General features: G+C 51.1%; 10 protein-coding genes. 3 read left to right on the top strand and 7 right to left on the bottom strand.

Going from position 1 to position 22,994, the window contains the following annotated elements:
* Nucleotides 1-105 precede the first annotated feature (105 nt).
* Nucleotides 106-1,257 (top strand): alpha/beta hydrolase, encoded by a 1,152-nt coding sequence (locus DN748_RS06025; protein ID WP_112370886.1) that lies wholly within the window; start codon nucleotides 106-108, stop codon nucleotides 1,255-1,257.
* 53 nt (nucleotides 1,258-1,310) lie between these two features.
* On the opposite strand, the gene DN748_RS06020 is transcribed toward DN748_RS06025, so the two are convergent.
* The 5 genes from DN748_RS06020 to DN748_RS06000 all read right to left on the bottom strand — a co-directional run bounded on the left by DN748_RS06020 (nucleotide 1,311) and on the right by DN748_RS06000 (nucleotide 18,412).
* A complete protein-coding gene (locus DN748_RS06020; protein WP_112370885.1) occupies nucleotides 1,311-2,138 on the bottom strand; it encodes an efflux RND transporter periplasmic adaptor subunit in 828 nt (275 codons plus the stop codon).
* 62 nt (nucleotides 2,139-2,200) lie between these two features.
* Nucleotides 2,201-3,154, bottom strand: a complete 954-nt coding sequence (locus tag DN748_RS06015) for a PorP/SprF family type IX secretion system membrane protein (protein ID WP_112370884.1) — start codon at nucleotides 3,152-3,154, stop codon at nucleotides 2,201-2,203.
* A gap of 96 nt (nucleotides 3,155-3,250) precedes the next feature.
* Nucleotides 3,251-13,924, bottom strand: coding sequence for a T9SS type B sorting domain-containing protein (locus DN748_RS06010; RefSeq protein ID WP_161554488.1), 10,674 nt, complete (start codon nucleotides 13,922-13,924; stop codon nucleotides 3,251-3,253).
* 120 nt (nucleotides 13,925-14,044) lie between these two features.
* Nucleotides 14,045-16,195, bottom strand: a complete 2,151-nt coding sequence (locus DN748_RS06005; protein ID WP_112370882.1) for a PorP/SprF family type IX secretion system membrane protein — start codon at nucleotides 16,193-16,195, stop codon at nucleotides 14,045-14,047.
* A gap of 3 nt (nucleotides 16,196-16,198) precedes the next feature.
* Entirely contained in the window at nucleotides 16,199-18,412 is a 2,214-nt protein-coding gene (locus DN748_RS06000) for a T9SS type B sorting domain-containing protein (protein ID WP_161554487.1), read from the bottom strand.
* 1,153 nt (nucleotides 18,413-19,565) lie between these two features.
* On the opposite strand from DN748_RS06000, the gene DN748_RS05995 reads away from it, so the two are divergent.
* Nucleotides 19,566-20,297: a LexA family transcriptional regulator gene (locus DN748_RS05995; protein WP_112370880.1), complete on the top strand. Its 732-nt coding sequence runs from the start codon at nucleotides 19,566-19,568 to the stop codon at nucleotides 20,295-20,297.
* A gap of 12 nt (nucleotides 20,298-20,309) precedes the next feature.
* On the opposite strand, the gene DN748_RS05990 is transcribed toward DN748_RS05995, so the two are convergent.
* A complete protein-coding gene (locus DN748_RS05990; RefSeq protein ID WP_146746565.1) occupies nucleotides 20,310-20,591 on the bottom strand; it encodes a hypothetical protein in 282 nt (93 codons plus the stop codon).
* Between the two features lie 703 nt (nucleotides 20,592-21,294).
* Here DN748_RS05990 and DN748_RS05985 point away from each other — a divergent pair.
* On the top strand, nucleotides 21,295-22,197 hold the full coding sequence (locus DN748_RS05985; RefSeq protein ID WP_236636802.1) for a glycosyltransferase family 2 protein: 903 nt from the start codon (nucleotides 21,295-21,297) through the stop codon (nucleotides 22,195-22,197).
* Nucleotides 22,198-22,289: 92 nt separating this feature from the next.
* Here DN748_RS05985 and rsmG read toward each other — a convergent pair whose 3' ends face one another.
* The gene (gene rsmG, locus DN748_RS05980) at nucleotides 22,290-22,916 is read right to left on the bottom strand and encodes a 16S rRNA (guanine(527)-N(7))-methyltransferase RsmG (RefSeq protein ID WP_112370878.1); all 627 of its coding nucleotides are present in this window, start codon (nucleotides 22,914-22,916) and stop codon (nucleotides 22,290-22,292) included.
* Nucleotides 22,917-22,994 lie beyond the last annotated feature (78 nt).

Below are 22,994 nucleotides of genomic sequence, written 5' to 3'. Positions count from 1 at the left end.
TCTACCCCAACTCTTCTCGCCTTTACAGGCAACTGCAGGCACCCTTTCGGGGGTGCTTGTTTTTATATGAAACTTAATAACCAAATAACTTAAAAACCGCATACCATGAAAAATATTCTCCCAAGCTGCTGTTTTCTTATTTTGTTCCCTGTGCTGCTGTCTGCACAGTACAAAAAGATACGTTTTCCCTCCAAAAAGCTGGAACAGGACCGGACGGTTTACCTTCACGTCCCGGAAGACCACGACCCCTCGAGGAAATATCCCCTGATCCTGGTACTCGACGGAGATTACCTCTTCGAAACGGTTATGGCTGCTTCCCGTTTCTTCAGCTACAACGACCAGATGCCGCAGAGCATCATAGCCGGGATCGCACAGGAAGGACACCGCCTCAGTGATTGCAATTACAATGAAGACACCGGTTTTCCTGCAGGTAAGGGCAATGCGTTTTTCGAGTTCATCAGCGAGGAGCTTCTCCCTTCCCTCTCGCAAAAATACAAACTGGCAGATTTCAAGGTGATCGTCGGGCACGGGCTTACAGCCAATTTCACCAACTATTTCCTGTTTAAAGACAAGCCCCTCTTTGACGCGTATATTGCCCTGGAACCGTCTTTTGCCCCGAATGTGGACCAATACCTCCTCAGCAGGCTGGAAACACTCTCTTCCGCACGGTTTTACTACCTGGTGGCTGCAGAAAAGAACAGGGACCCCCGGACTGCAACAGCTATCGATGAGCTACACGGGCAGCTCTCTGCCATCGGTAATAAAAAACTGCATTATCACTATAAACAGGTTCCCGGAGCCGATAATTATACCGTAGCCCTCGAAGGCATTGCACATTCCCTTTTTCATCTGTTTACCCCGTATCACCCCATCTCCCCGGAGGCGTACCGCGAGGAACTCCTGACCTATGAAAAAGCGCCGCTGTTCAGTTACCTGGAAGAAAAATACCGGTCTGCGGAAGAGACTTTCGGCATATCAAAAGATGTCCGGCTCAACGACATTATGGCGGTGTATTCCGCCTGCCTGGAAAAAGAGGATATCCCGTCGCTGGAACAACTGGCAAAACTCGGAAAAAAGACATTCCCCGACACGGCCCTCGGCTTTTTCTTCGAGGCAGAGGCGCATGAAAAGACAGGGGAGACCAAAAAGGCCCTCCGGACTTATGAAAAAGCCTTTGTCATGAAAGAGATAGACTTCATGACCAAAGACCTTATACAGGAAAGGATATTCGCCATAAAAAAGGATATGGGATGGTAAAAAGCCTGCCGGGGGGGCGAAACAGGCTTTTCAGGGTTGGGCAACAGCTTATTCTATTCCCCTTCGCAGCCGGAAAGGGCCTTTATCGCCTTTTGCAGGACTTCACTCATCTTGTCTTTATAAAACTGCCTGGTCTGCTCCAGGCTCTCTTCCCTGAGCTCATCTTCCGTTCTTTTATACTTCTCCCCCGTTGCGGGCACAGCAGCACAGCTGAACGCCCTGATAAGCGCCGCTGCGGCATTTTCCATTTCGTACAGGCGGATCTCGGCTACGGCTACAAGTTCTTTCTGGGCGTCGAGTTCCAGTTGCCTCGCCTCCCTTAGCTGCTCTTCCACACGTTTCTGTTCCACGAGTTTCCGTTCCAGTTCCTTCTGCCGGGCCATCAATTCTTCCTGTTCCTTTTTCAGGGCCAGCTGCCTCTGGGCCAGGGTAAGCTCTTCCCCCGCATAACTCCTGTCTTCCGCTCCGTCATCCTCCTTGTCGGCCTGCTCCGGCTTTGCGGTTTCGGGATCACCACTGCCGGCGGTACACATATCCAGGGCCGTAAGGGTATTCTGGATATATTCCCGGGCTTTTTTAACGTAAAACCTCCCGGTTTCCCAGTCTTCGGGGTCTACAGCTTTTTCCAGGTTGTCCCGTACATCGTAAAGGAGGTCTCCCACACCTTCACATGCACATTCGTCCAGGCGTTCTTCCGCCCTCTCCAGGGCCTCCAGGGCCCTTCCGGCATAATAGCGCTGATGGTCGAAATTATTGGCTCCGAGCGATTTATTACTGTGCGATATGGTATAGGTCATCGCCGAGTAAAGTGCCGTACAATCGGCAAGAACGGGATGAATATTCACGAATAACATTAGTACAAGGCATGCATAGTATTTCATCGGGGTATTGATTTTTAAGAATTGACAAATAAATCCGGTTTAGCGCTTGTTTGAACAAGCGCCTACCATCCTCCGGTATTGAGGGTACATTTACACTCTCCGATCCCCTGGAAAATATCTATTCCGAGGGTAATCATATGCGTACCGCTGTTGTATCCGAAAATGGAATTAAGGGCCACCTGATAGGAATAGGCCGCATAGAAATTGCTTATCTTCACTCCTGCCATAGGGCCGATATTGAGAGGGTCCAGTACCTGGTCGTTCAGAAAGCGATACGAAATCCCGGCCCAGTAATAATCCTCGAAGTCGTATTTCCGGAACTTTATATTGAGGTCCGTACTCGAACGGCCGTCGTGCTCAAAGATCTGGAAATAGACCGAAGGCTCTACTTCAAACTCGCTTCTCTTGTGCTTCCTGAAACGATACCCGGCATACACGTAGTAATTGCGAAGCACTCCGGGCTCCGTTACCGTAAACTGATCTGTATCCTTATTCAGCAGGTTGGCAGCGTTAAGGCTCAGGTAAAACCTCCTGTACCGGTACAGCACCCCTACGTCGAAGTTGTGATTATTCACCAGGCGGTCGCCATTGATCCCGGGATCGGCAGGGTCAAATTCCGAAATATCGATCTTGAACTGGTTGAAGTTATAGGAGAGGCCGAACGACAGGAAATTGTTCTCATAGGCATCGAGGGTGAGATGATGGGCATAGGAAAGCCTGCCCCCGTACTGGCGGGTATAGCCGTTCCTGTCATTAAAGAACGTGATCCCTACACCCGATCTCATTCCCAGGCGGACATCTCCGGCCAGCGACTGTGTGGCCGGGGCATCTTCTATGCCTACCCATTGCGCAACGCCATTGGCCCTCACCCTGATATATTCCCCTATGCCGGCATAGGTAGGAGAGATCAGGAATTCGCTGTCGCCCAGGTACTGGGTATACACCGGGAGTGTAAGCTCCTGTGCATAAAACTCCATCATACAAAAAACGGCGAGTAAACTTAATCTTATTTTCATTGGCTTCCTTTTTGGGGTACAAAGCTGCTTTTTAACTCCTGCCGGGCACACCTCCCCGGTATTACGGGGGGCATGTACCTACAGCATATTCATATCTTACCTGTACAGGGTAAAGTGTCCTACAAATTCCCTGTTGTCGTTCTCTCCGTTCAGTTTCAGGGTATACCAGTAATCGCCCGTAGGCAGGAGACTACCCTTATAGATCCCGTCCCAGCCGGCACCCGGAGGGAGTTTCACGAGTTCCCTTCCGTAACGGTCGTATATGATTACCTTCATGTCGGGGTATGCTTCGGCATTCTTTATCTTCCAGGTGTCTTCATAGCCGTCACCGTTCGGTGTAAACACATTCGGGATCTCTATATCCACAAAATCCATCGCGATATCCGAAGAGAGCGTACAGCCGTTGGCATCGGTCACGGATACCGTATAGTTTGCGGAGTGATTTACCCTGTAGGTGTTCCTTTCTCCCAGGCTGTTGCCGTTCACAGCATAGTGATAGGGGGCCGTACCCCCGGAAACCACAGCCGTGATCTCGTTCAGCCTGTTCACTTCGAGGCGGAGTTGCAGGGGAGCAATATCCTCTACGCGGAACGATATGTGCTGCACACATCCGTTGGCATGGGTGACCTCCATCATATGTTCTCCCGGCTCAAGCCCGGCATAACTGTTCTCCAGTTGCGACGGGGCCCCGTCCAGGCTGTACATGACCTGCCCGGACACTGCGGGATCTACTTCTACCGTAACCTGATTACCGGCCTGCACACCTTCACATTCATAACGGATATGCACTACGGGGGCCATATTTACCGGGGCGGCAAGCGGCACCTCGTACACGTATTCACAACCGGCAGCATCCCTGATGTAGATCACATTGTCCTCTTCCCCGGAAAGCCCGGAAAAATCAAACCGCCCGTTTACAAAATCACTCCTGTTGTTCAGGCTGCTGGCATAGGGTGGCGTTCCTCCCGAAACACTGACCGACACTTCGGCATCGCGATCGCCGGCACAGACCTCATCCCGGATATGGAGCAACTGTACATTCAGGGGGGCAGGCTGGGAAATAACGATATCAACACTCAGTTCACAACCTCTTTCATCACGGGCTACCACCGTATAATTCCCCGCTTCGAGGTCGTCGAATACACCAGAGGTCTGAAATCCCCCCTTGCCCTGTATCGCGTACCGTACCACGCCCTGGCCTCCCGAAGCCTGTACCGTAACGCTTCCCGTAGCTTCACCATAACACACTACATCCGTAAGTGCCGTAACCCGAAGGTCGTTCAGGATATCCTGCTCCACGATCTCAAAATCCGTGCTCCTCCGGCAACCGTTATTGTGAATGACCTCTACGGTATGTGTTCCCGGTGCGAGATCGGCAAAGACATTCCCGGTCACCGGTGCCCCGCCGTCCAGGGAATAACGCACCCTGCCCACTTCAGCCGGATCAGCGATGCTCACCTCCACTTCATTGACAAAAGAACTGTTACTGCAGTAACCATAACTAATCGCTACCGAAGGCGCTACCTGCACTCCCGCTTCGACAAACACCACTGCACTGGTTTCACAGCCGTTGGCATCCCTGACATATACCGCGTGATTTCTTCCTCCCGCAAGAGCGTCGTAATACATCACCCCCTCTGCAAATGAGCTTCTGTTGTTAAGACTGGTATAATACGGCCCCGTACCTCCCGAAACGGAAACGGTAATGGTGCCGTTCTCGTCTCCCTCACAAATCTCGGCGGTATGGCCAAGGGTTACGGACAAGGGGGCATCGGGCTCGTCAATAGTAACTTCCACCTGCTCGAAACACCCGGAGCTGTCCTGGGCGATCACGGTATAAGTCCCGGCCGTAAGACCGTCGAACTCCCCGGAAGCATCAAACTGTTTGGGATTGGTAGAGATGGCGTATTTCATTCCTCCCGTACCCCCGGTAGCCATTATCGTAATGCTTCCGTTGTTCCCTCCGTAACACAACACATCCTCCTTGTCCACAGCCACACTTAAAGGATCGGGTTCTTCTACTTCGATGGCTCCGGATACCTCCGAGCAATCCTCGCTGTCTACCCGTACGTAATAATTCCCGGCGGCTATACCGGTAAAGCTGCCCGTGCTGTTCCTGCTGCCGCTTATTTCATCTCCGTGCTCATCCAGAAGAACGTAGGAATAATTTCCCCGTCCTCCCCCGGCAGCAGCCCGTATAACAGCCGTATGCTGCCCGTTGCAATTCACCGATGCTGCCGTAAGGTCGAGGCTTATGGTAAGGGCGGGGATCGGCGATATGGTAAGTTCGTTGGTCCGTACCGGTTCACAACTACTGCCATCTTCCCTGACATAAAAGGCATAAGTCCCCGGCCCTGCCTCGAAATCACTTACCGGAACATAGGGCCCGCCATAGTTTTCACTATACACATAGGGGCCTCCCCGGCCACCCGATACCGAGATCTCAACAAGTGCATCTTCGGTACAGCCCAGGCTCCGGACCATTCCAACAGACGCTGTCACGGCAGGCGGTTCGGTGACGGTCACCGTTCCCGTACTGTACGAACAGCCCCAGTCGTCTTCCACGGTAATGGAATACATCCCGGCCCCGAGTCCGGGGAACGACAGGGAAGGCCCGCCATCCGTAGTCTGGTCTATGGTCCCGTCGGGATGATGATAGTTCAGGCGGAACTGATAATTGCCCGATCCGCCCGTGATGTTCTGTGCAATGACCTCCGCGGTAAAGTCGCCGATACATTCCAGTTCCGTTCCCGGGTTTACGGCAATATCGGCATGGATGGGGTCGGGGGATGAGAGCTCCACATTATCGAGACGGACCACACATCCGCCCGTATCCCTTATCCACAACTGGTACGTATCCGGGGACAGTCCGGTATAATGACGCTGATCGGTAAAATCACTTTCTGCCGGGGCCGCCTGCCATACCGGGGCCAGGTAATAGCGGTATCCGCCCCACCCTCCCGAGGCCAGTATATGCACGCTTCCCGTAGGCTCATCACAGGTAATACGGGTTATATTTACCGTAGTTTCGGCAGCGATATCCCCTCCAGGGGGCTCTGCCAGGCCAAAGGCTTTCCGGACCGAACAATACGGGGCATCCTGCTGCCGGATCATCACGTAAAAACTTCCTCCTCCCACACTTACCGCAGGAGTTTCCCCGTTATCCGAATCATGTGTCCCGCTGATCCCGGTGGACGTATCGTCGCCGGCATTAAATATCTCCCATTCAAATATTCCGGAATACGAAGTCTCCGTCATTTCAAAAGCCACCCTGCCCGATTCGGTACCCGGGCATATCACGTCGTTCAGCACCCTGACATCGATCCCGAATTTTTCCGGCTCGGGGACACTGTGGTGTACGGAAAGCATACATCCCGTATCCCGGTGCCTTATAAGAAAAACATAGGCCCCCGGCGGCAGGTCGGTGATATTATCTCCATAGCCCATCCAGCTGTTATTGTCCGGGTTGCTGTCTCCGTCGTCGAGGCTCCATTCTATCCTGCCCAGGTTTCCTGCAGTGGTAATGGCCCGGGGCGAAACGGTTGCTCCCATATTGCAATCGGCATCGGTAGCCACAACCCAGGCATCCTCAAGACGGTCAAAGGGTGCTATCTCAAAATCCTGTGTCCCTGCACATCCTTCATCGTCATAGACATTTACCGTAAACTGACCCCCGGAATGATCTGCCCAGGTAAGGGTAGCCGAAGTTCCAGACCCCACTACAACACCTCCGGGCTGCTGTATGAATTCATAGTTGACATAAGTCCCGCTCCCTCCGCTGATCTGTGCGACATCGATATGGACCACGGCCTCTCCGGGACTGTTCCCCGAACTGCAGGAGAAAGGAGTTACCGCAATAGCCGCAGGCGGCACGGCAATGGCTGCCGGCTGTTGAATGATAATATCGGTGATCTCAACAACACAATCATTTGTTCCCGTAGCACGAATACTGTAATTCCCCGGGGGGAGGTTTTCAAACCCTTTTCCGTCGGCCATCGGTGATGCGCCGGCAGGCATGGGATTCAGAATATAACTGAGCGGCAGTATTCCGTTATCGGTCTCCGTAAGCCGTATCGTACCGTCGTTGGCGGCATAACAGCTTACATCGGTGGTTGCGGCAATGACTTCCGGAAGTTTCGGGGCCGCTATATGTATATCCGTGCTCACATCACAGGCCGTTGAAGTCCAGCTTCCCGTACCCGGTTTTACATCATATACATGTACCGTATAATCGCCTTCCGCTGCCACCGAAAAAGTAAAGGGGACCGACGGCAATGACGTTCTGGGAACGGTGGCATCGCCGGTAATTTCGTATTCGTAATTCCCCGAGCCCCCGGAGGCGGTAATGGTGATCCGCGCATCCGGGTCGTCATCGGAACAATCCAGGGGTTTCACCGGCTCTACAGCGGCTTCGAAGGCCGGATATATCTCTACGGTCTCCGGGGCAGACACACAACCATTGCTGTCTATAACCTGTACCTGGTATGTTCCCGGGGCCAGGTTTTCAAAATGTCCCCCGTTACCTATATAGGTAGCTCCCCCGTCGATAGAGTAACTGTAGCTTCCCGAGCCGTTTACAGCCTGTATTTCCATTCCGAAGGGCCTCTGGCAATTGTCGGTGACCACCGCGGCGATCACCGGGTGTTGCGCCACAGACAGTACCTCGGTGGCTACGAGCGCACTACATCCGTACTGGTCTTCGATCTCAATATCCACACTGACGGGGTCGGAAGGGTTGATGACCTTGTCATAAGGGATCTGTATGATATTTTCCGTACTGCTTATGGTCTCCGACAGGTTGGCGCCGCTTACCCTGTAGGTATATCCGCCCCATCCGCCGGTAGCTCCCTGGACCTCCACATATCCCGGGTTATTACAATTGATATCACCGCTACGGGTTTCCCGGATGGTGATCTCTGCAGCCTCGCGGATCAGTACATTCTCACTGGCGCCGTAACAGGCATCATCGCCGGCATTGTCTACCTGGGTTACCAGCAGGTAATATTCTCCCGGAGCAAGGTTTTCCACATTCAGGGTCATGGGAGGAGTGTATGCAACAGCCCCTCCGCTATCCCGGACAGGGTTATCATCCGTGTCGAACAGCTCCCACCGGATACGGGTTTCATGGCTTCCGTCACCGTCACTTATCTCAAAGGCAATACTGCCGTTGCTTTCACCGAAACACGCCGGGATACGGCTATAGGAGATCTGTGTATCCACAATATCGAATTCGTCATAGATATCCACGTCGTTCACCCGTACACAACCCGTGGCATCCCGCACGTAAAAAGCGTAGGTTTTTCCGGGCAGCAAACCGGTAAACACATAAGTATCCGATCCCGTCGAAACCCAGCTTACGGGATCTCCACCACCTTCCGCCATCGAGAACTCATAAGGAGGTATTCCGTCTTCTCCCTCTACGGTAACCTGAAAATCACAACCGTTCAGTTCTGCTTCGGCACTGATAACCAGGCTCATGGGAGGATAGGGCACTGTAAAAGGGTCTTCGAAATCCATTCTGCAGACGGTGTTCCCGGACGCGTCTACGGTTCGCATGGAAGGATACAGCACAGTCCCCGAAGCATAACCCGTTATTACCGGGACATCGGTCCAGTTCAGGCCGTTGTCTACGCTAAACTCCACCGTAAGCCCGGGATAATTGGGAACATCCCTGAACTCCATCCCGTAAAATGCGGGGTCGGTCTCGTCGCAATCTTCGGGAAGTACAGGTACGAGCGTAGCAGTAAGTTCGTCCGGCTCATTTACAGTCACGGCAAGTTCCTCCACACATCCGTACCGGTCGGTAACACCAACAGTATAGGCCCCTCCGGGAATATTGGTAAATTTCCTGACCGTTCCTATAAAATTTTCACTTTCACTTACGGGATCTCCGTGCTCATCCGAAACAACAATATCAAAAGGACCTTCTCCCGAAGTGATCCGGACCTCTACAGCTCCGGTTTCTCCGTAACACTGCGGAGAATCGGCATCGGCTGTGATAGCCAGAACCGGGGCCCGGGCTATGGTAACGGTTTCGGAATACTCGCAGAACCCGGCGGCTCCGTTGTTATCCCTTACATATATATCGTAATCGCCATCCGCCCCGGGGTTTACCGGGTAGGAAGCATCGGTAGAAAAATCGGTATCAGACACCACGCTCCCTGCCGGGACAAAGGCATATATATACCCCCCGGCCCCTCCTGAAGGCGTTACCCCTATACTTCCCGGTGCGCAGTTTATGTCAACGGCATTCACCGTTGCGGTCAGTTCCTCGTGAATGATGATATTCCCGGAAGTCTCCCGGCATCCCGAACCATCTTCCACCTGTATGATATAACTTCCGGAGGTCAGCCCCGTAAATTCATACGACACCCCGTCTGCGGGCACCGGCGACCGCCACTCTCCCGTATTGATACGAAAGCGGTAATTGCCATTTCCCCCGGTGACATTTACCGTGATACGGCCATTGCTGTCTCCCGCATAGCACGTCAGCGGTTCTGTTTCAAATGTCAGGGGCAGGGGTGCGTCTATAGCTACATCTATAACAGATGTACAGCCATTGACATCCCTTACTTCTATAGGATGTATCCCTGCAGGCATGTTGTAAAATTCTGCAGAAGCACCGGGTTCGGACCAGCTTCCCGCCGCCCTTCTGAACTCGTATGGAGCAACACCTCCCGATGCAGTTACCCTGATCCCCGCACCGGTATTACAGGTAGCCTCCTCTATCACCGAGAAACTTGCCGTAACAGGATCGGGGATCTCCACAGCTTCGGAAAGGTGCAGTTCGCATTCGTTCCCGGCATAACGCACCAACAGCGATACTTCCCCGGCGGCGGTATCTACGGGCACGTTGTTTACACTTACCGGAGACGATGTGGCAGACAGCCAGGTAGTGCCCCCGTCAATACTGTACTCAAAGCCCGTGGCCGTATCGTAGTTCCGGACGAAGAAATCTACCCTCGTAGTCGTAGCATCATGGCAGGATACGGGTCGTACATTGGTGATCCCTGCAGAAAAGCTCCTGTTGTAATCAATACTCAGGGGAAGCGAAATGCTTCCGGGACATTGTCCGGGCAGCAGGGGATCGGTGGCGTAATTCACCGTAACCGTATGATCGCCGGGGCCTACCCCGCTAAAAACATTTGAGGTACTGTCGGGAACGTTGAGCACCCCGTCGATCTCATACCAGTACAGATAACCGGGGTCCTGGCCCGTCAGTTGCACCGTGGCCTCCGCATTTCCCTCACAATCATAGTCGCCCACCACCACCGAAGCTCCGGGCGGGGTAAGCGGTTCCGGCACGTTTACTTCCATCGTATATACACAACCGTTGTCATCGCGGACATGCAGATGGTGATTGCCGGGCAATAAATATCCTTCGTTGTTACTGCCGTAGTTTACCCCTCCGTCAAAACTGTATTCGTAGGGCGGGGTTCCTCCTTCCGGGTGAACTATCCTGCTTTGTCCGCCCGCTACCGGGTCGCAGTCCACGGCCTCATTGATCTCCGAACTTGCCGTCAGGGGCGTATCGGGTGCTGTTATGGTAACCTCGTGTACTTCCGGATCACAGCTGCTGCCATTCCTCGACTGGGTTACCGTAAGGGTATAATCTCCCGGGGGAAGGTCTTCAAAACTATCCCCGGAAAGGTACATTCCGGTAACGTCATCGCCATTCCCGTCCTGCAACAGGTAAGACAAGGTAAAGAAATTATCGGGTGTGTAGTTTATCCCGATCCTCCCGTCGTCGGCCCCGAAGCAGCTTACATCATGTGGGGATACGGTATACGGTAGGGGAGAAAACTCTTCCAGTTCTACCGTACCGGACCAGGCCGGGCAACCATTGTCATCCACCACTTCAAACCTGTATATCCCCCCGTCCTCCAGGTAAAAATCGGGATCCGGCTGGTAATTGTCGGGATATACCGGGTTTTGAGCAGCCCCGTTAATTTCCGTAATCGCGTAAAAATAGGGAGCGGAGCCCCCTGAGGCCGTAAGGCGGATCATCCCTTGGCTACAGGATATATGTTGCTCCACGTGTGCCTGCAGATCGAGTTCATCAAGCCCTTCCACAACGACTTCCTGATCGAAAGTACAATTTCCGTTCTCGGCGGTTACCTCGATATAATACGTTGCGGGTGATTCAACCTCATAGTAATAACTGCTGTTCGGTGAGGGACCTGTTTCATCCAGAACGGTGCCTCCGGTAGGGCTGGAAAACAACCTGTAGGTATAGTTCCCGTTTACCCCCGAGACCCTTACACGGATACTTCCCGCTCCCCCTACACAATTCGGGGATATCGGGGTTGTGGTGACCTCTACTTCCATATCCTTTTCCAGGACAGTCGCTTCCAGTTCGAAAATACAGCCCCCCTCCACATCTTTCTGGCGGATCTCCACCCGGTACAATCCTCCTTCGGCAGGTGCAGGTGCATAAAAATTATCGTCTGTCCAGTCGCCGAGAGCAGTTCCGGACCGGAACCACCTGTACTCATAGTCGCTGGAAACAATCTCCACCCTTAACATCCCGGGATCACCGCACAGTATGTCTTCCTTGTACAGCGTGGGGGCCAGGTCGTTGGTATATACGTTAAAGTAAAAGCGTGAAAAACATCCACCCGAATAAGTGACCACCATTCTGTATTGTCCGCTTCCGTGCTCCCCTATTCCGTAGGTACTGCCGTTCCCTCCATCGGTATTCCTGTTCCATTCCGCTACGGTCTGCCAGGTACAGGACGAGCTTCTGTTGGCACATACGGCATCCCTGTCGGCCGTACCGCAGGCGCCGTTCTCTTCCAGTTTTTCCCATACAATGGATGTTGCGCCATCGAGATTGGTCGTTACCTCCCTTCTTTCCCCCGCTCCGCAAAGAAAGAATTTGGGAAGCAGGCTCCCGTCGTCAGTACAGGTTTGCACCTCATCGGCCACATCCAGCAGCGGATTTTCCTGTACGTCCCCGTGCAGTACCACCGTAATGGTCTCTTCCATATCGGGGCATGACGACTCATCGGTCGCCTCTTTAAAGACCGTATATACCCCGGGGGCATTGACCGTGACGGTCTGTGTATTCCCGATCACGTTCCCCGCACTATTGGTCCACGTATAGGAAGCAAAACCGTCTCCGGCAACAAGTTCCAGCTGTCCGGAACACAGGATCTCCTCCCGTTCATAGGTACAGGTAGCCGTATCGGCCAGGAAATTCACCGGCACCTGTTCGCCCATATTACACGCATCCACCCCGCTGAGGCTGGGGTCTTCGGTAATCACCATACCGCTCTCCACCCCCGTATAGGTCGCAAAAGCCTGGTTTCTTATGATATGGGAACAGGCCGCCGTATAATTGTCACAATCCACCTCCACACTTACCGAAATAACGATACGTCCTTCGGCCCCTGCCTTAAACTCCCCGTCTGTGTCCTCAATGGTAAACAGCAGTTCGCCGCTTTCCTCGTCGTGCTGGTAGCTGATACCGTCACTGAGATCTTCCACGGCCACATCGGCCCGGGCATTTACGGGAAGCAGGTCCCTTATCGTAAAATCACTGGCGTGGTCGTTCCCGATATTTTCAAAGTCTATATGGTAGTATATCTTGGAGCCCAGGGCCACTTCCTGGTTGGAAATATCGGCCCCCACCTCATTCCGGATCGATTTTACCATCCGTATATCCGGCATGACGATCTCCGCACTAAAGGCCGTAAAAAAGGGATAGTAGGAATCTCCATCCGTATTAAACCTGAGTATGGCATCCGTCTCATCATTGTTAAGGAAATTCGTCGTCCTTACGATATTCGCATCATACCCCAGGGTGTTCCGGCTATTTGGAATCCTGTCTGTGAATTGCTGACCGTCTTTGGATATCTTACTGTTGAAATAATTACCCCCTGGATTTATATTATCGGAAACCTGGTGATAACCGTGATCTGAATTCAGGTAAAAACTATCTCCCGCCAGTTCCTGGTCTCCCTCGAGGGCAATGGTCATCAGGTCTGCTCTGACCTGCCCGGTAGGATTAGTCCGGAACCCCGAAACCGGGACATCTACGGACTGCTGATCCCGCACCCAGGAAAAACCATCGAAAGAAGTGATGAACCGTGCGGGAAGTGACAGGTCTTCATAAACCAGGAAGATGGTCCACCCTGCCGAACTGCCTCCAGTAAAATTATTAAATCCTTTGTATTGCCCTTCTGCGGCACGTACATTAGCCACAGTATATTCCCCTTCCGCATCGGAAAGCGAGGTGATATAGGAGGTAATATCGGCATAACAGGCATAAGGACTATTTGAAGTTACCGATGAATTGCCTGAGGTATACCCGTCGAAAATAACCTCTCCTTCAATATCCCGGTATACCGATTCTCCGGGAAGTTTAAGCTTTACCTCGTCGATCGCATGCCTTACATTGGTATGATCCTTATCTTCAAAAGGATAAGTCCCTGACCAGTACAGGGCGGCATACAATATCTTATAGCACCCGTCGCTGTCTGAAATGGAGAGCGTAGCGCTGCTGGAGCTAAAGGTAGACCCGTCGGAATCGATATTGATATACCGCATCTCCAGATCATCATTATACTCATCACCATTATATGGGTCTTCAGTATCCCTGTTCCAATTATACCTGTTTAATATATTATTGGAGATCATGGTCATATTTCCCCTTACCCTGGTCTCGTATTTTTTCTGGAACGGCCGGAACACCTGGGCCTGCAGCCCGAATGTCAGCAGAAAGGCCATAAATATAAGCACGGCCTTAAAAGCAGGATTATGTTTCATATCATAACTTTTTGTAGTTATTCCCGGACCCGTCGTGCTTTTTTCGGGGCCATTTCGCCGGGATACGGCTATAGGAGATCCGGGGTATGTTTCTCTGTGTTCATCTCGGGGCTTCATCTGTTATTCCAGTTTTATGATTATCGCTTTTGAATACATTACATCCACAGGGGTATTTCCCTGCCTTCCGGGGATCATTTTCGGGATATGCCCTATGACCCTGCGGGCCTCTTCTTCCAGTCTGCGGTGGGGTGCCCGTATACGCATTACATCCACTTCGCCGTCTGTTCCTACCTTAAATTCCACGTAGACCCCCTGAATCCCGGACAGTCCCAGCCCGGTTGCTACCGACGCGCGGAACCTTCGCTGTATGACCTTGTCTATACCGTTGGCCAGGCAGGCTTTCCGCTCTTCGTTGTTCCGCAGGTCTTCGCATCCCGGAAATATGGGTACCGACTCGATAATATCCACGGGGATATAGGTATTCCTTACGGAAGATGTGATATCTCCCCCGGCCAGGGGAAGATTCAGCGCATTTCCCCTTCCCGTGTTTTCGTTTTCGGGAGCGGTTACCGCCTCGTTTCTTCCTCTTCCCGTTTTATCGGTCAATATCCCGGCCACCGGACCCGTGCTTTCCAGCTGTGCCACCAGGCTGTCCGCATTTCGCACCCGGAATACCCATACGGCATTATTCTTTAATTCCCTGGCGTGTTTTTTCCGCTGGTTTATGGCTTCTTCCCAGGAATCATATCTCTTGACATACACATAGTTGAGCTCGTTTTCCGGGTTTTTGAAAGAATCGGCCTCCCATCCCTTTTCCTTCAGTTCCCCGATATATTTTTTCAGGTTAGCTTCATTTTTAAAGACGTTGGCAATAATGTAATAGCCGTCGTCCACCTTGAGCAGAGAGGCGGTCTGTGCCCTTATGTTTTCCTGTTTGGCGGCAGCCGTAAAGAGCATATCCTCGATATCCGGTGCGTGCCTCGGAACAACAGGTACCGGCGGTTCCTGCTCCTCCTTCACAAGGGTATCCGTAACGGCCGCCACAGCTTCGGGCTCCGTAAGCGGAGGTGCTTCAGCCTGCTCCTCTTCTTCAGTAATGCGCACTTCTTCCGGCAAGGGCTCCGCGGGTGGGGTTACAGCTATCTCCGTCTTTAAGCTATCTGCAGCGATCCGGGGTGGTGCGACTGCTTTTTCTTCCCCGCTCTCCGGCAATGGCTGCTCCTTATCCGCAACAGGGCCGGCCATGGCAACCGCCGTAGTGTCCGGAAGCTGTTCCCGCGGTTTCCTGACCACAGGTACGGTAGCCGTACGTTTCCGTTTCGACGGCACATACGAAGGTTCGGGCGGTTTGAACACATAGGACAGTCCGAACTCATGACTGGTCCCGAAATTCACCATAAATTCACTGAGCCCCTGTTCTACCGTATAGCCGAGGGACAAGCTGCTGGTGAGATTGATCCCTATCCCGGCTGCGGCACCGTAGAGCTTGTCGTACCCTCCCTGTAACCATCCCAGCCGGGGAAAATCCACAATAAGGCTGCCTCCCGGGTAAAAACTGTCTTCAGCATTCCTTCCCCGCAACATCATCGCCATGGTCCCGTTTTCAAAAGCTCCCGACATCCGGTCCAGTTTCAGGGTGTGCATGAGATGAAAAGACAGCACTCTTCCTCCTCCCTGCTCCGGATATGACTTGTAGGTCGCCAGGTTTACATTGACCATGTTCTCGGCATACACTCCTGCGTCAAAACTTCCGAACGAGAGGTTGATCCCGGGGTGTATGGCCAGAAGAGAGCTGTTTTCGGCATACTGAAGGGCAGGGTCCTGTTCGTCCGGCAAAAACACATTTCCCCTGTTGATGCCGCTGCGGTAATAGGCCATATTGAGCCCGAAAGTGAGATAGGTACTGTACGCCAGCTGAATACGCCTGGAATAATTGGCCAGCACCCCGAAATTATCGATAACGCCATGCCGCTGCTGAAAGACTCCCAGCCCGAAGCCGGTCCTGTCATTTATCTTTCCCGAATAGCTCAGGAGGTATACCTGGGGAGAATCATCGTAATCGGCCCATTGGTTCCGGTGATGAAAACTGACGTAATTGTGCATTTCCCCAAGGACCGAAAAGGTCGGGTTACCCAGGTAGCGATTGTACTTCAACAGGTTCTGGGACGGAACCTCAAAGGGCAATACCGGCCCCGGTCGTTCTTCTTCCTGTCCTGTACAGAACGGAGAAAACAATAACGCTAAAAACATCGAAATGACTTTCTGCTTCATGTTTTAGCGTATTACGGTTATGGTTCCCTGGCGTATGACTTCTTTTCCTTCCCTGAGAATGCGATAGTAAAATACCGGTTTGCCCTGTGTATAGGCCAGTGACGATTCCGGCCAGTTGTTCTGATAGGAAGTGGTCTGCAGCATCACTGCCCCCGTCGCGGCATAGATCACTACCTCTATATCCGGATTAAAGGCGTAGATATTGGGCAATACCCAGAAATCATTGATCCCGTCGTTATTCGGGCTGACCAGGTTGGGAATAACATATGAGTCCTGAAAAGCCACGGTAAACTCCCTGCTTATTTCGCAGCTTCCTATATAGGCATAAAGCCGTATCCTGCCTTCGGCACTTACCGTAACCGAATCGGCACCGGACAGCAATTCATCGCGATCGTTGTACCACTGATACGAATCTCCCCCGGAGGCCGTAACGGTCCGTGAACTCCCTTCCGGTATGATGATCCGTTCCGGAGCGTCGACCTGTATACGGGTCTCATCGAACGGATGTATGTTCAACTCATTGGAAAACACCGTACAGCCATAGGCAGATACACCGAGGCGATAACGGCCTTCTTCCTCTATGTCCAGGGCATCGGTATTCTCGGAGATCTTTTCCCCGTTCTTATACCAGGCATAGGTATAGTCGGTATTTCCGGTACCTGTAGTAATGCTTATGGCAATGGCACCCCCGCACAGAATATCATCGGAGGCTTCGATGGAAACCGTTTCCTGCAATTTCAGCCTTACCTCCAGTACATCCGAAACGGCCTCATCGCTCAGATAGGTCATCTTAAGGGAATACGCCCCGTTATCGGAAGGCTGATCTATGGTCATGGTACTGCCCGTACGCCCGTCAAGGAAATTTCCGTTGCGGTACCACTGATAGTTGACGATATCCTTGTACTGCTCAAATACATCGACGGATGCCCCGCTTCCCGAAACAGCCCATATCCCGGAAACCTTCAGTGTTGCCGTATCATCTTCACAGGGGGTATATCCCGCTTCCGCCGATATGGATATTTCGAATCCCTGCGGTTCCGACACCGTAATGTCACCGGAGTATTTTTCTATGGGGCAGCCTGTGCCCTGCAATATCTTTACCTTATAAACCCCTTCCCCGTTCACCGTAAGCGTAGCCCCGTGCTCACCGTTCATGACAGTATTGTTCCGGTACCATGTATATACGGGGTCGCTTGCCGTGGTCGTAGCTTGAAGCACATAGGTGTCTCCCGGGAGCAACAGTACTTCGCCGGGGGCGGCGATATCTGCCGCAAAATCCGGTATACTGACTTCTATTTCATCAGACATGGCTTCACACCCCCCGGGAGCGGTCATTTTAAGACTGTAGGTCCCCGAAGGGTCGGGCTCATCAAGGATGAGTTCGGGGTAATATCCGGAATTACCGGTCTGCACCCCATCCTTAAACCAGGTATAGGTATAGGATGAATTATCTGTATCGGCCGTCAGTATTGCATCGGCGGGAGAGCAGATCTCCAGCAGGGGGGCTCCCCCGTTGATCTCCGGGACCAGGCTGCTTCCCAAGGTTACGGCAACCATATTGGAAGAGGTATTCTGCGAACAGTATTCCCCGTAATCGACTTCGGCCATATAAGTTCCCGGTTGCGTAACCACGAGGGAAGCGTTTTTCTCCCCGGGTATCTCCGCACCGTTGCGGTACCATATATAAGCACTCTCTCCCGGGTAATTATGCACCGACAGTTCGTATTGCCCGCCACTGCACAACACTACTTCTCCCTGCACGAAACCGTCGATGACATTAATGGTAAGCTGTGAGTTGACATGAAGGAAATAGGCGGGAAAAGGGTCGCTGTGCCGGCTATAGGCCACGGGATCAGTACTTCTTACCCGTACGCGATAGGCATCTCCCGCAGTATTTCCGGGAAAGCCGAATTCGAATTCAAAATCAAACACATCATTCTTATCACTTACCCTGTCCAGTTCCACCGGATCGGAAAAATCACCGTGTTCATCGGAAAGCTCAAGTATGAACTCATTGTCGGGTGTAACCACAGCCTGGGAATAATCCCACATAAACCGTACCCTGTAAACATTGAACCCCGGTGAGGCACAAGGACTGTTGAACTGGAGTTCGGGTCTGGAAAAGGTATCTATCTGGGAAAAACATGGCCCTGTCACGCCCAACAGCAGCAACAGAGAGAGATATTTTTTGTAAAAACGCAGTAAAGATCTTTTCATAAGCATCGTTTGGGGTATTAGAAAAGAGGTCTTACAACATCCCTTGATCAACTACATCGGGACAAATATCCCACAGCTCCGCACTACGGAGTACCGGGAACCGATCAACGGGTTCAGAACACCAAAGAGAAAACCGGCAGGCCTTTTACTTCTGGAAAATTCATACCTGTAAACCCAAAGCAACACAAGAACCTGCCGGGCAAGCTACTAAACAACTTGATTAACCCTTATTACTACAAAATACAACTGTATAACGGGTTGCCTCTTGTAGCCGTAAAAGTACAAGCATCTTCCAAAGCATTGACAACAAACACTGTAGAACTATTTCTACCGGGATATAGAACTTATTCTAAGACATGCGGAACCGCTTACCGGAAAGCGCTCCCGGCATTACCGCAACAACGCAAAAAACCCCGGAACAGGAGTACACAACACTACTAACTCCTGCTGCCGGGGAAAAATTAATACTTAAAAAGGTGTTCTCTGTAACACCGGGAAGGAACCGGATAACCCGTTTGCTTTACTCAAAAGCACTATCGCCCTGCGTTACCCGGTAGCACTCCCACATAAGAAGAACAGAAACAATATATACAGGGCAATTTCACTGATAACATCCGGTACAATAACTCCCCGAGGCCGGAACCAGGAGAAATACCGCCAAGAACCCGATCGCTCCGGCCATATCTGCAGGGGAGTCAAAGACCGATATTTTTTTCAACAGCCTTTATTCTTCCGGACTATTTCCCGGTACAGCCATACAACATACAACCTGATGTTTACCATCATTAAAGATCCGTAACGGATGCTGAAAAACATCAAGATCCTTATTTCCGGACACGATGCTAAAGTACAGCCTGCCCGGTTAACAGCCTCCCGATAAGCTGTAGAATAAATTCAGGAATGCCTTAGAACTTATTCTATGCCGGTTCCCCGCTTTTTTTCCGGTACCTCCCGGGGGCAGGTATCTATGTCAGAAAAACATCTAAAAACATGATAATCAACACACAAAACACCCCATAAAAAAATGCCATGTTCCGATTTTAATAAAAATCATTACATTTGATTTAATATTTAATCGTATCTTAACAAACTATAGATTTTGTAAAAACCCCTGATCAGCAATGTCTACGAATAAAGATCAAAAGACTACCCCATGAAAAATGTATCAGCCATAGGAGGTCATGAAGATGACGATGTGCTGTTTGAGGTTACCGAAGTAATCGACCGTCTCAAAAAACGCCTCAATATACGGACCAATGCGGCCTTGTCTGATATTCTGAATGTCAGGCCAAACACCATTTCTACCTGGAAAAAAAGAAATACCATGGACTTTCACCGGGTATTTTCACTTTGTAAAACCCATGACATCGATATCAATGATCTTTTCTTCGACCAGGGGGACAAAAAAGATCCGGTACGGGAAAAAGACGCCGGGCAGGGTTTCCGCGTCGTAAGCCGTGAATCCAGCTTTCAGTACGTTATGGAACTTCACCGGAAAAGTTTTATCGAGAACCTTCCCCGGTTTGACTTCCCCTTTATCCATGGTAATAACATCCGGGCGTTTCAGATGATAGGATCATCGATGGCCCCGATACTTCAGGACGGCGATTTTGCCGTCGGGGAATACCTCGGCACCGATATCTCCGGCCTGACCGACGGGAACACTTATGTATTGGTGAGCAATCTGAAAGGAATTTATATCAGCAGAATTATCAAAGACCCCTCATATCCGGATCAGTTGATCCTGATTATGAATGGCAAGCCGGGAAAAGAACGACCCGAAGTAAAAATGCATTCGAAAGAAATCCTTGAAATATGGGAGGTCACCTCTGTTTTCTCTCTCGACCTGGTCGGCCACAGAATGAACAAAAACCCGGGGATATAGGACCTTGAGTTTTCATCGCCCTTTATTATTGTTGCCCTTACCCTCATTTGACGATCGTATTTTTTCTCTAAGGCGGTCCAGTTCTTCTCCGAACGAACTCTCCATATCCCAGCTTTCACTACCGGTATCTTCCGTATCCAGGTCATCCCAGTGCTCTTTCATCCAGTACTTGATCTCCCCTTCATTTTCCGGGTCGTTCACAATACGGGCAAGCTGTTCATATTCCATCCGGGTTATGGTATTATCCCTGAATTTCTCAAGCAGCAGGTCTATCAAGGCTCTATGACGATTCATATTCATTTTTTTAAATTATCCATCACCCCTTTGTGTAACCCCGGACACCAAGACACAAGGTTCGTCACAAAAGCTACAGGTGTAACGGGAACAGTGCGGATACAGCTGTACGGAAAGATCCCTGTGTTCCGCAGCAAGACAAGTGTCAAATTTACGGGATAATGCTTTTCCTCCCGATGATTTGCGATAAATTAACAGAAAAGGCTTCCGACAGAAAAATAATTTAATCCTTTTCCCTTTCCCGGACTATCCTCCCTACCTCACATTATGATATATCTTTTATAGATTAGAACGTCTATAACTAATACACCGGAACATACATAAAGTCCTTCTTTTATGACATCTTTTTTTTAAAGAACAGGCATCTGCACCTACATTTTCTGAAAGTCATATCCGTAGGGTTTAAAAGAAACAGTACGGTAACCTGCACGGTATACATGGTACAACACGGAAAGGCTTACCCCCCGGTACCGGGGTCTTAACCTCACTTAGGGTTTGTTTAAACTAATTCCAGTTGGCTAAAAAAAGCGGGGCCGAAGTGTGGCCCCGCTGTGACACGGATAATTCAAACAATGTAATTAAGAGAAAAGTGTTCGTGAAAATAAAATGTGCTACAGAACTTAAAGTAAAGAACCGTGTCTATAAGTAATACCCCTAACCATGACTTTGGTCCCAACAAAAAATCAATATCTTTATCTTTGCCATGACCGGAAACCATTCATATGCCGAAAAGATCTTGAAATACTACATTGTCATACCCGCCCATAACGAAGAGAAATTCATCGGAAAGGCACTGGCTTCCGTGGCAGCACAAACGCTGCTGCCTGCCGCCCTGGTCGTTGTCAACGATGCATCCACCGACAATACGGCGGATATTGCCGCCGCCTTTGCCGGAAATCATTCCTGGGCCGGGACACTCCACCTCAATGATCAGGGAGAGGGGCACCTTCCAGGGGGCAAGGTGATCCGGGCCTTTTACAAGGGCCTGGAGGCACTCGACAACTCGTACGACATCATCGTAAAAATGGATGCGGATGTGATACTTCCCCCGGACTATTTCGAAACCCTGGCAATGATATTCAAAAACGACCCGTCCGTCGGGATAGCGGGCGGACTGGTATATATAGAGCAGCGGGGACAATGGGTATACGAGCCCGTGGCGGATAAAAATCATGTAAGGGGCCCGGTAAAGGCCTATTCAAGGGCCTGCTTTGAAAAAATGGGAGGCCTCAGAGCCGCTATCGGATGGGATACGGCCGATACCCTGCTGGCCCGGTACTACGGGTTTAAGGTACAAACTACAGACCGGCTCATTATCAGGCATCTCCGGCCTACCGGAAAAGCCTACACCAAAAAGGCCCGGCTCCTGCAGGGGCAGGCCATGTATACCCTGCGGTACGGCCTCGCGATCACCCTTATCGCATCGCTTAAAACGGCATGGCGCCTGAAACAGTGGCAGACCTTTCTGTACAATGTCCGGGGATATTTCAGGGCCCGGAAAAACAGGGTACCGTTCCTGGCAGACCCTGATCAGGGTAAATTTATACGGAAATACCGATGGCGGGGGATGCTGAAAAAAACGGGGATTTCCTATGGGGATACATGATTGTGGTGGAAACCGCATGATTGTCGGGGCGTATAATTGTGGAGACGCATGATGTGGAGACGCTTGATTATGCGTCTCTACAGGGAATATTATTATAACGGCAGGTGGACCACCTTTTTGGTTTTAAAAAAATCTTCTTCAAAATAATCAGACAGGGCGTATTCGGTTGCTTTCGGGAAAGGGCTTAACTCTTCGGAAAGATCGCCTCCCTTCAGGTAAAATATACCGTTTTTCAGCTCATGCCGGTGATCTTTTGTCGTTGAATTCCGTACCCATCCGACAAAATCTGTCATATTGGTCACGGCGCGGCTTACCACAAAGTCAAAACGCTCTTTTACCTTTTCGGCCCGTACGTGCTCTGCCCGTACATTGTGCAGGTCGAGAACCGTGGCCACGGCATCCACTACCCTGATCTTTTTGCCTATGGCATCCGTCAGGTAAAAACGGGTATCGGGAAAAAGAATGGCCAGCGGGATACCGGGAAAACCACCTCCCGTACCTACGTCGAGCACAGAGGCATCGGGGCGGAAAGACTGTACCCGGGCGATCCCGAGGGAATGAAGTACGTGCCGTACATACAATTCGTCTATATCCTTCCTGGAAATCACATTGATCCTCGCATTCCAGTCGGCATACAGGCCTTCCAGCTGACTGAACTGTTGCTGTTGCCGTTCTGACAGACCGGGAAAATATTTTAAAATAACCTCAAAAGAAGACATCGCATTACTTTTGCACAAAAGTAAGCAAAACGGGGCTTGGGGCCATACTCAATACACAAACAGGAAAAAAATTGTTAA

The sequence above is a fragment of the Sinomicrobium soli genome (assembly GCF_003285545.1).
In the GTDB taxonomy this organism is placed as follows: Bacteria; Bacteroidota; Bacteroidia; order Flavobacteriales; family Flavobacteriaceae; genus Sinomicrobium.
The sequence above is the reverse complement of the archived record's forward strand: the minus strand, read 5'-3'. Positions and strand labels throughout refer to the sequence as shown.